This is a genomic window from Martelella sp. UBA3392, assembly GCF_002358775.1.
Classification (GTDB): domain Bacteria; phylum Pseudomonadota; class Alphaproteobacteria; order Rhizobiales; family Rhizobiaceae; genus Martelella; species Martelella mediterranea.
On record NZ_DEPM01000245.1, the window covers coordinates 1 to 13,030 of the forward strand.

The window sequence follows — 13,030 nt, forward strand, 5'->3', positions numbered from 1 at the left end:
GTGATCCAGAGCCCCAGCCGGGTGCGGTAATGGAGATAGAGGCTTTCCGAAAGATCGGTCATGGTGAGCGTCTTGGCATAGGCCGCATCGAGCCAGATTTCCTCCAGTGCCGCGAACCGCTTGCCGACGAAGCGGCGGCGGCGGATGCGGTGGGCCTTGGCCGAGGCGCCGAAATCCGGCAGGCTGCCCGGCTTTTCCAGAAGATCCACCGAAACCGTCCTCGCCGTCGGCAGGCCACCGCCTTCGATCAGCTCCAGCCGGAACATGGTGTAGACGCTCGCCGGATCGGCGATCGCGCGCACGTAATTGCCCGAGCCGTGCCGGCGTTCCAGCAGCCCGCGCGCCTCCAGTTCGGTGAGCGCCTTGCGCAGCGTCCCGACCGCCACGTTCAGTTCGGCGGCCAGCTTGCGTTCGGGCGCGAGCTTCTCGCCGTCGACCAGCCGTCCGGCCGCCAGATCGCGCACGATCAGTTCGACGATCTGAAGATAGACCGGCAGGCTGCCGTCATTGCGGGTTTCCATCGTCACCTCAAAATTGATACACTATTGATTTACTCAAAATTTGATGATACGCAAGCAAAAAATGGGAGAAACGCAATGACCGTCGTGCCCGTGACATCCGCCGAACTGAACGCCGCCGAAGTGTCGTGGTTTTCCGCGCTGTGTTCGGATGACTACGCCTATCTCGGCGTGCCGGACGGCAGCCTGCGCTCGTCCTTCGACCATTGTTCGGCGATCGTGAGGACGGCAGAGAGCCATGGCTTCCGCAACATCCTGTGTCCGTCCTCCTATCAGGTCGGGCAGGATACGCTGAGTTTCGTGGCCGGCTGCGCGCCGATTACGGAAAAAATCAATTTCCTGGCGGCGATCCGCTGCGGCGAGATGCAGCCGATCATGCTGGCGCGCACGGTCGCCACCCTCGACCACATGCTGAAGGGCCGGCTGACGCTGAACGTGATCTCCTCCAATTTTCCGGGCGAGGAGGCCGACAGCGCCTATCGCTATCGCCGCAGCCATGAGGTGGTGGAGATCCTGCGTCAGGCCTGGACCCGCGACGAGATCAATTACGACGGCGAAATCTATCAGTTTCACAAGGTGACGACCGAGCCCGCGCGGCCCTATCAGCAGAATGGTGGGCCGCTGCTCTATTTCGGCGGCTATTCGCCGGATGCGCTGGAGTTGTGCGGCGCGCAATGCGACGTCTATCTGATGTGGCCGGAGACAAAGGACCAGCTCGCCGAGCGGATGAAGGCGGTTCATGAACGCGCCGCCGCCCATGGCCGCACGCTCGATTACGGCCTGCGCGTCCATGTCGTCGTGCGCGATACCGAGAAGGAAGCGCGCGACTACGCCGATCATCTGGTCTCGAAGCTCGACGATGAATATGGAAGGCTGATCCGCGATCGTGCCCATGATGCCGCCTCGCTCGGCGTCTCGCATCAGGCCCGCGCCCGCGAACTGGCCGACCAGTTCGGCTATGTCGAACCCGGTCTTTGGACCGGCATCGGCCGTGCCCGTTCGGGCTGCGGCGCGGCGCTGGTCGGCTCCACCGATCAGGTGCTGTCGAAGCTTGCCGAGTATCGCGACATGGGCATTCGCGCCTTCATTCTCTCCGGCTATCCGCATCTCGACGAGGCCGATCATTTCGGCACGAAAGTTCTGCCGGCGCTTGAGACCTGTTCGCTGCCGCATGTATATGGCCGGGTACCAGAAACAACACCGGCAACGCCGCTCGGCGTTGGAGAGAGGCATTGATGCAGCGGGTCGATATCGCGAAGGATTTGAGTTTCAGCCGCCTGGTCTACGGGATGTGGCGGATCGCAGAGGGCGATGCCACGCCGGCAACCGTTCAGGCCAAGATCGAAGCCTGCCTCGCGCAGGGCATCACCACCATGGACAATGCCGATATCTATGGCGGCTATACGGCGGAAGCCGTGCTCGGGGCAGCGCTGAAGGCCGCGCCCGGCCTGCGCGACCGGATCGAGATCGTCACCAAATGCGGCATCGTCGCACCGATGGGCCGTCATTCGGCCAAGCGGGTGAAGCATTACGACACTTCGGCAAACCATATCCGCGCCTCGGTTGAGGCATCGCTTTCGGATATGGCGACGGATCATGTTGATCTGCTTCTGATCCACCGTCCCGACCCGATGATCGACCCGGAGGAAACAGGCCGGGTGCTGGATGATCTGGTGGCCGAGGGCAAGGTCCGCTCGGTTGGCGTCTCCAATTTCCGCCCGCATGATTTCACCCTGCTGCAATCCAATATGGAAAACTGGCTTGCCACCAATCAGATCGAACTCGGCCTGCTGGCGACCGAGCCCTTCACAAATGGCGACCTCGCCTTCCTGCAGGAGCGCAAGCTGCCGGTGATGGCGTGGTCGCCGCTTGGCGGCGGCCGGCTGTTTTCCGAAGCTGGCAAGCCGCTGATGGCGGCGCTTGAGACGATCGGCGCACGCTTCGGCGTCGATGCATCGGCGGTGGCGATCGCGTGGCTTCTGGCGCATCCCGCCAATATCCTGCCGGTGCTCGGCACCAACAATCTCGACCGGATTGCTGCGATTTCCGATGCGGAAAAGGTCGAACTCGACCGGCAGGACTGGTTTGCCCTGTTCGAGACCGCGCGCGGATACGAGGTTCCATAGGGAGAATGACGTTGCACCGGATGGCGATCGCAAAAGACAATGTTTTCGTGCCCGACCCGGCCGATAGCCGCCGCTATCGCCATGCGCTGGGCGCATTCTCCACCGGCGTCACCGTGGTCACGCTTCAGGGCGATGCCGGGCCGCAGGGCATGACGGTCAACAGCTTCGCCTCGGTTTCGCTCGATCCGCCGCTGGTGCTGTGGTCGCCGGCCAAGTCTTCGCGTCGTCACGACCTGTTCGCCGGCGCGCGCCATTTCGCGATCCATGTGCTCGCGGCCGACCAGCACGACCTTTCCGCCCGCTTCACGCGTGGCGGAGCGGCGTTTGAAGGGCTCGACCATCACCTGAACGAAGAAGGCGTGCCGGTGCTCGCGGGAACGCTGGCGCGGTTCGAATGCGCCCGCGCCAATACCCATGACGCCGGCGACCACACCATCGTCATCGGCCGAGTGCTGCGCGCCGCCCACGGCGAAGGCGAACCGCTGATCTTCTCGCGCGGCGCCTTCGGCCGGTTTTCCCATCACGGCTGAAAAGTCCGGCCGATCCGGTCAGCGCCCGGCAATCAGCCCGGGCAGGACGCGCGTCACCGTGCGTTCGATCACGTCGACCAGCACCATGGTCTGGTGGTCGACTTCGATGTTCAGAAGGTCGCCGGGCTTGTAGTGGATAAACGTGGTCTGGCGCAGGGTTTCCGGGATCAGGTTGATGGTGAACAGATTGTCCTCGACCTCCGCCACCGTCAGGCTGCAACCGTTGACGGCCAGATAGCCGCGCGGAAAGATATATTTGGCCCATTCCTCCGGAACCCGGAAGCGGATGAAGGCTCTTTCCTCTGCCGTGCTGATCGCCTCCACGGTGGCGGTTGTCGCCACGTGCCCGGCGATCACATGGCCGCCGTTTTCATCCGTCATCTTCGCGGAGCGCTCCAGATTGACGCCATCGCCTTTGGCAAGCGCGCCGAGATTGGTGCGCTCCAGCGTCGCGTTCATGGCGTCGAAGGTGACGTCGTGGCCGGAAATCCCGGTGACCGACAGGCACACGCCCTCGATATTCACGCTCGCGCCGAGCTTCAGATCTTCCAGCAATTCATCGGTGAAGGCGACCGTGAAGGTCTTGCCGCCGGGATAGGCGGTAATGTCGGAAAGCGGCCGGACGGCCTGGACGATGCCGGTATACATGGAATTCTCCCGTCGCGCGGGCACGGCGCGACCTTGCTCGAAATCATCGGATCGCCGGCAATATGAGCGGGCTTACGCCTGAAAACAAGTGCGCTGCCGAAGACGCTGCGTTCATGCCTTGGGCGGCAGGGAATAGGCGTTTTCGACGGCGATCGACAGCCATTCGTTGAAGGTCGCGTCCGGGCAGTCGTCGGCGTCGACATGGTAGAACCCGCTCATCTTGCGCCCGCCATGGACCATCGGCTCCGAACGTCCGAGCCTAGCTGCGGCATCGGCGTTTTCCTTGCCGATGCGGAACAGGTAATTGCCCTCTCCGGATTTGCGCCGGCTGACGGCGACCACCATATGGCCGTTCACCAGAAAGCAGAGCCCGCCGAACATCTTCTTCTCGCCGAGCCCCTCAAGGCCTTCGAGACGGTCGCGCACCCTGGCGCTCAGTTCCTCGTCAATGGCCATCGGCGCTCCCGTTGAGATAGGCCTTGAAGGCCTCGCCGTAATCGGGATGCCAGCGCGACAGCGGCGGGCGGTTTTCGACGATGTCGCCGATTGCCCACATCATCCGCTTCTCGTCGGTGGCGCGGTCGACCTCGCCATCGGGGCACAGAATGTAGAAATCGCCCGCCTCCAGGCTTTTCAGCATGAAGGCCACGGTCTGTTTCGGCGTCCAGGCGCCCTTCGGCTTTTCGTCGCGGCCATTGGCGGTCAGCGGCGTGAATACGAAGCCGGGGATCAAGAGATGCGCCTCGAGCCTGCAGCCCTCGATATTGCGCAATTCATGCTGCAGCGCCTCGGTGAAGGCCTTCACCCCGGCCTTGGCGACATTATAGGCCGGGTTGCCGGGCGGCGTGGTGATGCCCTGCTTGGAGCCTGTGTTGATGATCACCGCCGGTTCGCCATGGGCGCGCATTTCGGGCGCGAAGATGCGGGTGCCGTTGATGACGCCGGTGAGGTTGACGCCGATGATCCGGTCCCATGGCATCTGCTTGCCGAAGACGGCGGTGCCGGGCTGGATGCCGGCATTGTTCATCAGCACATGGATATTGCCGAAGGCGCGCTTGGCTGCGCATTCAAGCTCCTCCAGTTCCGAGAGATCGGAGACATCGGTGGCATGGGCCAGCGCCTTTACGCCCTTCTTTTCGGCCAGCTCGGCCAGTTCGTCTCCGGCCCGCTTCAGCTTCTCGCCCTTCAGGTCGGCGATCATGACATTCATGCCGAGCTCGATGAAGGCTTTGGTGGCGGCAAGGCCGATGCCCGATGCGCCGCCGGTGATGACGGCGGCGTTGCCCGCTTTCAGTGCAGGATGCTGGCTCATGATTTCCTCCCGTTTTCCGCTTTTTGCCGGGTCGCCGGGGCGATTTGGCGCGCGGTTTGGCTTTGCTCATGACTTTTTGGCAGATGAAACTTCGTGTCAATGCGCAATTTGGCCAGACTGCGCGGCGCTTCGCCACGGTTTTCCTTGCGTGGCCGCGCAAAGCCGCTAAAACGGCTCACACATTCAAACACCACATGGACCTGAACTCACATGGCAACGCACAAAGACGTCAAGAAGGTCGTGCTCGCCTATTCCGGCGGACTCGACACCTCGATCATCCTGAAATGGCTGCAGACCGAACTCGGCGCTGAAGTCGTCACCTTCACCGCCGATCTCGGCCAGGGCGAGGAGCTGGAACCGGCGCGCCTGAAGGCCGAGCAGGCGGGCGTGAAGGAAATCTTCATCGAGGATGTGCGCGAGGAATTCGTCCGTGATTTCGTGTTCCCGATGTTCCGCGCCAATGCCGTTTATGAGGGCGTCTACCTGCTCGGCACCTCGATCGCCCGGCCGCTGATCTCCAAGCACCTGATCGAGATCGCCGAAAAGACCGGCGCCGACGCGATCGCCCATGGTGCCACCGGCAAGGGCAATGACCAGGTCCGTTTCGAAATGTCGGCCTATGCGCTGAACCCGGATATCAAGATCATCGCGCCCTGGCGCGACTGGACGTTCAAGAGCCGGACCGATCTTCTGGCATTCGCCGAAAGCCACCAGATCCAGATCGCCAAGAACAAGCGCGGCGAAGCGCCGTTCTCGGTCGACGCCAACCTGCTGCATTCCTCCTCCGAGGGCCGCGTGCTGGAAGACCCGGCGGTCGAGGCCCCGGAATATGTGCATATGCGCACGGTGTCCCCGGAGGCCGCCCCCGACAAGGCGACGATCATCAAGGTCGGGTTCGAGAAGGGCGATGCCGTCTCGATCAATGGCGAGCGTCTGAGCCCGGCGACCATCCTCGCCAAGCTCAACGATTATGGCCGCGACAACGGCATCGGCCGTCTCGACCTGGTCGAAAACCGCTTCGTCGGCATGAAATCGCGCGGCGTCTACGAGACCCCCGGCGGCACCATCCTTCTCGCCGCCCACCGCGCCATTGAATCCATCACGCTCGACCGGGGTGCCGCGCACCTCAAGGACGAGTTGATGCCGAAATATGCCGAGCTGATCTATTACGGCTTCTGGTTCTCGCCGGAACGAATGATGCTGCAGGCCGCGATCGACAAGAGCCAGGAGCATGTCGAGGGCGAGGTGACGCTGAAGCTCTACAAGGGCAATGTCATGGTCATCGGCCGCGAGAGCCCGAAGTCGCTCTATTCCGAAGCCCTCGTCACCTTCGAGGACGACCATGGCGCCTACGACCAGAAGGACGCCGCCGGCTTCATCAAGCTCAATGCGCTGCGCCTGAGGACGCTGGCCAAGCGCGACCGGATGTGAGCAATCTTGCAAGACGAGGCGGCAGTCCCGCCGCCTCGTTGACCTCCCCTTTGGGGACATCGCCCAGACGGCATCAGACGAGTTTCTCGAGCGTCACATAGGCCTGGCAGAGCGCGACCGCGATATAGACATTGACGAACCAGTTGATGACGGCGGTGATTGGGATGATGACGAGCCAGTAGAGCCATATCGCATCGGAGAGTCCGAGCGGGCCGTCAATCTGGACGAGCGCGAAACCGATGGCGAGCACCGCCAGCGATAAAAGCGTGAACCGCCATGCAAGCGAGCCGAAACTCGCCTGACCGCGCTTTCGCGCTGCCCGGAATGTCGGGTTTTGGCCATAGACATATGCCGGGAGCCATGTGCCGAAATAGGCAATGCCCCAGACCGCGGAAAGCTCGAGAAGCACGGTACTCCCGTAGATCAGGGCGATGTTGACGTTCACATTCGTCAGGTCGACAAGGGTCACGGCCAGAAGCAGCAGGATTGGAAAGGCCACCGATATGGCCACGATGACAAGGTCGCGCCAGACGAAACCGAACAGTTCCGCAGGCGCGATCCCCGCGCCGGGGCTGAAGGGGTTCAAGGAGACCTGTCGCAGGAGCCGCCTGTAGATGAGAAAGAGGACCGCGCTGCTGGCGACGACCTCCAGCAGGCTGGCGATGGCGGCGGGCGCGAGCGAGGGGAGAACCGCCGTCGCGACGATCACGATCGCAAAGAACCTGACATTGGCCCGCATGAAATCGAGCGCATTGCGCAACATGATCTGTGCCCCCGGAATCACGATCTCAACCCTAGCGGGCTTGTGCGGTGAATACCAGTAAAAGGCGATATGTCCGTTATTTTATCGCTGCGGAACGCTGGGGGTCCTTGTTCCAATCATCGCCGGCTGCGGGCGGTTCGACCGGCTCCCGGATTTCCGGAGATGCCGGTTCCCGTGTTTCGATCAAGCGGAGCCAGAGATAGCAGGCGACGGCGATCGCGCCCATGGCCGGCACCATGATCTGCATGGCCAGTATCGGGGAACCGAGAAGGGCGGCGATCATGCCGGTGACGAGGCCGGAGCCCATCTGCATGAAGCCCATCATCGCCGAGGCCGAGCCGGCGATATCTGGAAACGGCAGCAGCGCCGCGTTGGTGATATAGGGTATCAGGAAGGCGATGCCGAAGGCGAAGCAGCCGACCGGCAGCATCACCGAAAGATAGGAGATCGGCAGAACCTCCGTGGAAATGGCAAGCGCGACCGCGCCGATGCCGACGAAGGAAAGGCCGAAGGCCACCTGCGCCTTCGACGTGAACCAGCGAAGCAGGATACGGAAGACCACCGAACCGGTAAAATAGCAGCCGGTCTGCATCAGCATGCCGAGGCCGAATTGTGATGGCGTCAGGCCTGCAAGATTGATCATCACGAAGGGCAGGATCGATGCGAGCGCATAAAGCGAACCGGTCGACGCGGCGATAATCAGCGACGAGGCCATGAAGTGCTGGCTGCGCAACAGCCGGCCATAGGCCTTCATAAGCGGCAGCGGCCGGGCCTTGGCGCGATCCGGCTTTCCGGTCTCCTCCATCAGCAGCAGCACCAGCGCGCCGAGCGTGAGGCCGAAGCCGATCATGGCGACGAAGATCGCCTTCCAGCCGATCAGATAGAGGATGATGCCGCCGAATGTCGGCGCGATCGCCGGGCCGACAGCGAGCATGATGCCGAGCATGTTGAGGATCCGCGAGGCCGGCTCGCCGGTGAACTGGTCGCGCACGATCGCGCGGCCGACGGTCAGCCCCACCGATGCGCCGATGCCCTGGATCAACCTGCCAGCGAGCAGCATCGACACGCTGCCCGCAAAGGCGGCGAGGATGCTGCCGAGCAGATAAAGCGCCAGAAACCACACCACCGTGCGCCGCCGTCCGAACGCATCCGATAGCGGCCCAGTGGCGAGCATCGCGAAGGCGAAGCCGCCAAAATAAAATGACAGCGACAGCTTGATCGCCGCATCCGTGGTGGCAAAGGCCTCCGTCAGCGCCGGCATGGCGGGCGTATAGAGCGACAGCGAAATCGGCCCGAGCATGGAGAGCGCCGCGCCCAGAAAGCTTGTGCGGCCCTCGCTCATCAGAGGTCGCGTTGCGGAAGGTCTGCTCATTATGTCATCGTCTTTCAAAGCCGCGCCAGATTGTCGCGCATGGTCTTCAGCGCCCTGTTGAGCGCCTGCCTGTCGCTCTCGGCGAGGTTGGCCTGCAGCCGCGTGACCAGATCGTCGGCATGGGCTAGAATGGCGGCGAGCACGTCTTCGGCCTTTTCCGTCGTGGATACGCATTTGGCGCGGCCGTCCCTGGGGTCGGCTTGGCGTTCGACCAGCCCAGCCTTTTCCAGCCCGTCGACATAGCGCGACAGCGTCATCGGCTCGATGCCGAGCGCCACCGCGATCTCGCTCTGGCGCATGCCGTTGATGGCGGCAATGCGGACAAGCGCGCGCGCCTCGCCCGGCGTGACGCCAAGGCCGCTTTTGGCGATCTCGCGTTCGAAAGCCGCGCGATAGAGCCGCGCGACGTCGCTCAGCAGGAATCCGAACCTGTCGACCGATGCTTGCGCCATTCCGTTTCCTGTATCTGGTGATTAATAAGCCATGCTTACTATTTTTTCGTCAGCCGATCAAGGCCTTGCCTTGAAGCCGCGTCTGCCGCACACACATGATAGGCCGCCAGCCAGCATGAAAGGACCAGCCAGACATGACCGATACGATCAACAGCGCTCTCATCCGCTGGGAGGGTTTTGCGGGCCTGCCCGAATTCGACCGCATCGCGGAGGGCGATTTCACCGCGGCCTTCGACTGGGCGATGGCCGACCACAACCGCGAGATCGACGCGATCGCCGCAAACCCGGATGCCCCCGATTTCGCCAACACGGTCGATGCGCTGGAGGTTGCCGGCGATGCGCTGTCGCGGGTCAGCGCGGTGTTCTTCACGCGCGCCGGCGCCGACACCAATCCCGAGATCCAGAAGATCGAGCGCGAGATCGTGCCGAAACTCTCCAGCCACTATTCCGCGATCGGCGCCAACAAGGCGCTGTTCCAGCGCATCGACACGCTGTGGCAGGCGCGCGATGGGCTGGGGCTGACCGGTGAGCAGCTTCGCGTGCTGGAGCGCCACTGGAAGGGTTTTATCCGCTCCGGCGCGCAACTTGAGGGCGCGGAGCAGGAACGGCTGGCCGCCGTTAATCGCCGGCTCGCCGAACTCGGCGCCGCCTTCGGCCAGAACGTGCTGGCCGACGAAAGCGACTGGGCGATGTTCCTGACGCAAGAAGATGAGCTTGCCGGCCTTCCCGATTTTCTGATCGACGCGATGGCGGGCGCGGCCAGCGAGCGCGGCCGCGAGGGCCAATATGCCGTGACTCTGTCGCGCTCGATCGTGGAGCCGTTCCTGACGCTCTCGGCCCGCCGCGACCTGCGCGAAAAGGCGTTCAAGGCCTGGACCGCGCGCGGCCTGTCCGGCGGCGAGCACGACAACCGCGCGATCATGAAGGAAACGCTGGCGCTGCGCGCGGAAAAGGCTGCACTTCTCGGCTACGAGAATTTCGCCGCGCTGAAACTCGACAACACCATGGCCAAGACCGCGAACGCCGTCGATGCGCTGCTGATGGATGTCTGGGAAAAGGCGGTGAAGGCGGCGGCCGACGATGAGGCGGAACTGCGGGCGCTTGCGGCCGAGGAAGGCTATAATGGCGAGATCGAGGCCTGGGACTGGCGCTATTATGCCGAGAAGCTGAAGGCCCGGAAATTCGATTTCTCCGAGAGCGAGGTGAAGCCCTATCTTCAGCTCGAGAAGATCATCGAGGCCTGTTTCTCGGTGGCCGGGCGGCTGTTCGGCATTCGCGCCGTGGCGAAGCCGGATGTGAAGGCCTATCACCCGGATGTGCGGGTCTATGAAATCCGCGACGCCAACGACGACCTGATCGCGCTGTTCCTCGGCGATTATTTCAACCGCACCTCGAAACGCTCCGGCGCGTGGATGAACGCGCTGCAGAGCCAGCACAGGCTGACGCTGCCGAACGGGGATCAGGGCGAAATCCCGATCGTCATCAATGTCTGCAATTTCGCCAAGCCCGCCGCCGGAAAGCCGGCGCTGCTGTCGCTGGACGACGCCCGCACCCTGTTCCATGAATTCGGCCATGCGCTGCACGGCATGCTGTCGGACGTCACCTACCCGTCCGTCTCGGGCACCGGGGTCGACCGCGATTTCGTGGAACTGCCCTCCCAGCTCTACGAGCATTGGCTGACCACGCCGGAGGTGCTGAAGACCTATGCGCTGCACGCCGAAACCGGAGAGGCGATGCCGGAGGCGCTGATGGACAAGGTGCTTTCCACCGCGACCTTCGGCCAGGCCTTCGCGACCGTCGAATACACCGCCTGCGCCATCGTCGACATGCGCCTCCACACCGCCGAACATCCGCCGGCCGATCCGGTGGCGTTCCAGGATGGGGTGCTCAATGCGATCGGCATGCCCAAGGCGATCGCGATGCGCCACGCCATCCCGCATTTCCTGCACATCTTCGCAGGCGATGGCTATTCGGCAGGATATTATTCCTACATGTGGTCCGAAGTGCTCGACGCCGACGCCTTCGAAGCCTTCGAGGAGGCGGGCAACGTCTTCGATCCGGCAACCGCGGGCAAGCTCAAGTCGGAGATCCTCACCAAAGGCGGATCGGTTGCGCCGGAAGCAGCCTATCAGGCCTTCCGCGGCCGCATGCCCGGCCCCGAGGCGATGCTGAAGGGACGCGGGCTGGTGTAAGTTATCAGACGGCGGATCAGAGCCCGATTTCGCGGGCGAAGGGCGGGTTGGCGCCGGCGCGCGAGACGGTGACGGCGGCGGCCTTTGCGCCGAGCGCAAGCGCGTCGCGGATGGCGTCGGCCGAAAGCGTCTTCACCTTGTCCTTGGTCAGCAGGCCGGCGAGGTCGAGCGAGGCAAGGATGCCGGCATCGAACGTGTCGCCGGCGCCGACGGTGTCGACCACCTCGACCTTTTCGCTCGCCACTTCGACCTTTTGCGTGGCGGTGTAGCCGATCGTGCTGTCGCTGCCGCGGGTGATGACCACGAGGCTGGCGCCGGCCGCAATCCAGTGGCGGGCCTTGTCGTCGAGCGAACCTTCGAGCCCGAACCAGTCGAGATCCTCATCGGAGAATTTCAGGATATCGGCCTTCGCCGCCATCCGCTCGATCCGGGCGCGGTGCTTGTCGGCGTCGGTGATGAAGCTCGGGCGGATATTCGGATCAAGCGAGATCACGCGCTTGTCGGCCTCACGCATCAGCAGCGCTTCATAGGTCGAGCCGCAGGGCTCGGGGATCAGGCTGATCGCGCCGAAATGCATGGCGCGGCAGTCATCGCCGATTTCCGGCAGGTCGGCCTCGGTGATCATCCGGCCGGCGGTGTTCTCGTCATAGAAGGCGTAGCTCGCCGCGCCGTTCACCAGCTTGACGAAGGCAAGGGTGGTGGGGCGGTCGGAGGTGGCGACATAGGAATGGTCGACCTTGGAGGCGTCGAGCTTTTCGCGGATGATGTCGCCCATCAGGTCCGATGACAGGCCGGAGAAGAAGCCGGTTGGCCGGCCGAGCCTTGCGAGCGCCACCGCCGTGTTGCAGACCGCGCCGCCGGCATAGGGCGAAAACGCCGGCTCGCGTTTTGTGGTCTCACGGGGCAGCATGTCGATAAGGGCTTCGCCGCAGCACAGGATCATTATGTTCTCCCAGTTGTTTTCAGCGCGTCTCAGGCGGACAGTCGGTCGACGCCGCCGCGCGCCTTCGACCAGGCCATCGGCTGGTCGAGAAAATCGGCGACGGAATCGAGCGCCTTGTCATCGAACAGTTTTTTCTCCCGCGCCACCGCCAGCACGTTCTGCCAGGTCGCGATATAATGAAGGTCAACGCCGCCATCGGCGAAACGTTTCCCGGCCTCGGCGAAAATATCGTAATAGAACAGCGCCATGCCGTGATTGACGATGCCGCCGGCATTGCGGATCGCGTCGATGAAATTGAACATCGAGCCGCCGGCCGTGGTCAGGTCTTCGATCACCAGCACCCGCGCGCCTTCCGGCATATGGCCTTCGATCTGCGCGTTCTTGCCGTAGCCCTTTGGCTTCTTGCGGCAGTAGATCATCGGCAGGTCGAGGCGTTCGGCCAGAAAGGCGGCGAAGGGAATGCCCGCGGTCTCGCCGCCGGCCACGCAGTCGAACTGCTCGAAGCCGGCCTCGGCCATGATCTTGGCGGCCGCGAAATCCATCAGGGTGGAGCGGATGCGCGGAAACGAGATCAGCCGGCGGCAGTCGATATAGACCGGGCTCACCAGGCCGGAGGAAAGCTTGTAGGGCTCGTCGGGGGAAAAATGCACCGCCTCGATCTCCCACAGCATCCGGGCCATCAGGTCGGCCATCACTTGCGGCTCGGCAAAACTCGCGCTGGTCATCTCGGTTCCTTTCGTCTG

Annotated in this window: 14 protein-coding genes; 5 read left to right on the plus strand and 9 right to left on the minus strand. The window is 63.3% G+C overall.

What is annotated here, in order from left to right; translation table 11 throughout:
* Positions 1 to 521: GntR family transcriptional regulator (locus tag B4E36_RS19480; RefSeq protein ID WP_345900718.1), on the minus strand; the 521-nt coding region annotated here is incomplete at its 3' end.
* A gap of 75 nt (positions 522 to 596) precedes the next feature.
* Between B4E36_RS19480 and B4E36_RS19485 the strand changes: the two genes are divergently transcribed.
* Genes B4E36_RS19485 through B4E36_RS19495 form a run of 3 tightly spaced genes read left to right on the plus strand, consistent with a single transcriptional unit; the run spans position 597 to position 3,174 of the window.
* Complete coding sequence (locus B4E36_RS19485) at positions 597 to 1,754, plus strand: LLM class flavin-dependent oxidoreductase (RefSeq protein WP_292058174.1); 1,158 nt, start codon at positions 597 to 599, stop codon at positions 1,752 to 1,754.
* Positions 1,754 to 2,644, plus strand: a complete 891-nt coding sequence (locus tag B4E36_RS19490) for an aldo/keto reductase (RefSeq protein WP_292058172.1) — start codon at positions 1,754 to 1,756, stop codon at positions 2,642 to 2,644. Before B4E36_RS19485 ends, B4E36_RS19490 begins: the two co-directional genes overlap by 1 nt.
* 20 nt (positions 2,645 to 2,664) lie before the next feature.
* The gene (locus B4E36_RS19495) at positions 2,665 to 3,174 is read left to right on the plus strand and encodes a flavin reductase family protein (RefSeq protein WP_414673788.1); all 510 of its coding nucleotides are present in this window, start codon (positions 2,665 to 2,667) and stop codon (positions 3,172 to 3,174) included.
* Between the two features lie 18 nt (positions 3,175 to 3,192).
* Here the strand turns inward: B4E36_RS19495 and B4E36_RS19500 are convergent, their stop codons facing one another.
* The 3 genes from B4E36_RS19500 to B4E36_RS19510 form a co-directional block, all read right to left on the minus strand.
* A complete protein-coding gene (locus tag B4E36_RS19500; protein ID WP_292058166.1) occupies positions 3,193 to 3,822 on the minus strand; it encodes a riboflavin synthase subunit alpha in 630 nt (209 codons plus the stop codon).
* A 111-nt stretch (positions 3,823 to 3,933) separates the two neighbouring features.
* Positions 3,934 to 4,278, minus strand: coding sequence for a TfoX/Sxy family protein (locus B4E36_RS19505; protein WP_292058163.1), 345 nt, complete (start codon positions 4,276 to 4,278; stop codon positions 3,934 to 3,936).
* A complete protein-coding gene (locus B4E36_RS19510) occupies positions 4,268 to 5,134 on the minus strand; it encodes an SDR family NAD(P)-dependent oxidoreductase (RefSeq protein ID WP_345900719.1) in 867 nt (288 codons plus the stop codon). Before B4E36_RS19510 ends, B4E36_RS19505 begins: the two co-directional genes overlap by 11 nt.
* 210 nt (positions 5,135 to 5,344) lie before the next feature.
* Between B4E36_RS19510 and B4E36_RS19515 the strand changes: the two genes are divergently transcribed.
* The gene (locus B4E36_RS19515) at positions 5,345 to 6,565 is read left to right on the plus strand and encodes an argininosuccinate synthase (protein ID WP_292058159.1); all 1,221 of its coding nucleotides are present in this window, start codon (positions 5,345 to 5,347) and stop codon (positions 6,563 to 6,565) included.
* 73 nt (positions 6,566 to 6,638) lie between these two features.
* Here the strand turns inward: B4E36_RS19515 and B4E36_RS19520 are convergent, their stop codons facing one another.
* From B4E36_RS19520 to B4E36_RS19530, 3 genes are all read right to left on the minus strand, one after another.
* Positions 6,639 to 7,328, minus strand: coding sequence for a hypothetical protein (locus tag B4E36_RS19520; protein ID WP_345900720.1), 690 nt, complete (start codon positions 7,326 to 7,328; stop codon positions 6,639 to 6,641).
* A gap of 76 nt (positions 7,329 to 7,404) precedes the next feature.
* On the minus strand, positions 7,405 to 8,700 hold the full coding sequence (locus tag B4E36_RS19525) for a multidrug effflux MFS transporter (protein WP_292058155.1): 1,296 nt from the start codon (positions 8,698 to 8,700) through the stop codon (positions 7,405 to 7,407).
* A gap of 14 nt (positions 8,701 to 8,714) precedes the next feature.
* Positions 8,715 to 9,152, minus strand: coding sequence for a MarR family winged helix-turn-helix transcriptional regulator (locus B4E36_RS19530; protein ID WP_292058152.1), 438 nt, complete (start codon positions 9,150 to 9,152; stop codon positions 8,715 to 8,717).
* A 134-nt stretch (positions 9,153 to 9,286) separates the two neighbouring features.
* Between B4E36_RS19530 and B4E36_RS19535 the strand changes: the two genes are divergently transcribed.
* A complete protein-coding gene (locus tag B4E36_RS19535; RefSeq protein ID WP_292058150.1) occupies positions 9,287 to 11,344 on the plus strand; it encodes a M3 family metallopeptidase in 2,058 nt (685 codons plus the stop codon).
* A 16-nt stretch (positions 11,345 to 11,360) separates the two neighbouring features.
* Here the strand turns inward: B4E36_RS19535 and B4E36_RS19540 are convergent, their stop codons facing one another.
* Positions 11,361 to 12,287 carry a carbohydrate kinase family protein gene (locus B4E36_RS19540; RefSeq protein WP_292058148.1) on the minus strand — a complete coding sequence of 309 codons (927 nt, stop codon included), beginning with the start codon at positions 12,285 to 12,287 and terminating at the stop codon, positions 11,361 to 11,363.
* 29 nt (positions 12,288 to 12,316) lie between these two features.
* A complete protein-coding gene (locus B4E36_RS19545) occupies positions 12,317 to 13,012 on the minus strand; it encodes an orotate phosphoribosyltransferase (protein WP_018065341.1) in 696 nt (231 codons plus the stop codon).
* Positions 13,013 to 13,030: the final 18 nt, after the last annotated feature.

What these genes read in the sequence shown, in the direction of transcription:
- B4E36_RS19515 (WP_292058159.1), top strand. Translation starts at nt 5,345, where the DNA reads ATGGCAACGCACAAAGACGTCAAGAAGGTCGTGCTCGCCTATTCCGGC.
- B4E36_RS19530 (WP_292058152.1), bottom strand. Translation starts at nt 9,152, where the DNA reads ATGGCGCAAGCATCGGTCGACAGGTTCGGATTCCTGCTGAGCGACGTC.
- B4E36_RS19490 (WP_292058172.1), top strand. Translation starts at nt 1,754, where the DNA reads ATGCAGCGGGTCGATATCGCGAAGGATTTGAGTTTCAGCCGCCTGGTC.
- B4E36_RS19510 (WP_345900719.1), bottom strand. Translation starts at nt 5,134, where the DNA reads ATGAGCCAGCATCCTGCACTGAAAGCGGGCAACGCCGCCGTCATCACC.
- B4E36_RS19500 (WP_292058166.1), bottom strand. Translation starts at nt 3,822, where the DNA reads ATGTATACCGGCATCGTCCAGGCCGTCCGGCCGCTTTCCGACATTACC.
- B4E36_RS19495 (WP_414673788.1), top strand. Translation starts at nt 2,665, where the DNA reads ATGGCGATCGCAAAAGACAATGTTTTCGTGCCCGACCCGGCCGATAGC.
- B4E36_RS19525 (WP_292058155.1), bottom strand. Translation starts at nt 8,700, where the DNA reads ATGAGCAGACCTTCCGCAACGCGACCTCTGATGAGCGAGGGCCGCACA.
- B4E36_RS19505 (WP_292058163.1), bottom strand. Translation starts at nt 4,278, where the DNA reads ATGGCCATTGACGAGGAACTGAGCGCCAGGGTGCGCGACCGTCTCGAA.
- B4E36_RS19520 (WP_345900720.1), bottom strand. Translation starts at nt 7,328, where the DNA reads ATGTTGCGCAATGCGCTCGATTTCATGCGGGCCAATGTCAGGTTCTTT.
- B4E36_RS19535 (WP_292058150.1), top strand. Translation starts at nt 9,287, where the DNA reads ATGACCGATACGATCAACAGCGCTCTCATCCGCTGGGAGGGTTTTGCG.
- B4E36_RS19485 (WP_292058174.1), top strand. Translation starts at nt 597, where the DNA reads ATGACCGTCGTGCCCGTGACATCCGCCGAACTGAACGCCGCCGAAGTG.
- B4E36_RS19540 (WP_292058148.1), bottom strand. Translation starts at nt 12,287, where the DNA reads ATGATCCTGTGCTGCGGCGAAGCCCTTATCGACATGCTGCCCCGTGAG.
- B4E36_RS19545 (WP_018065341.1), bottom strand. Translation starts at nt 13,012, where the DNA reads ATGACCAGCGCGAGTTTTGCCGAGCCGCAAGTGATGGCCGACCTGATG.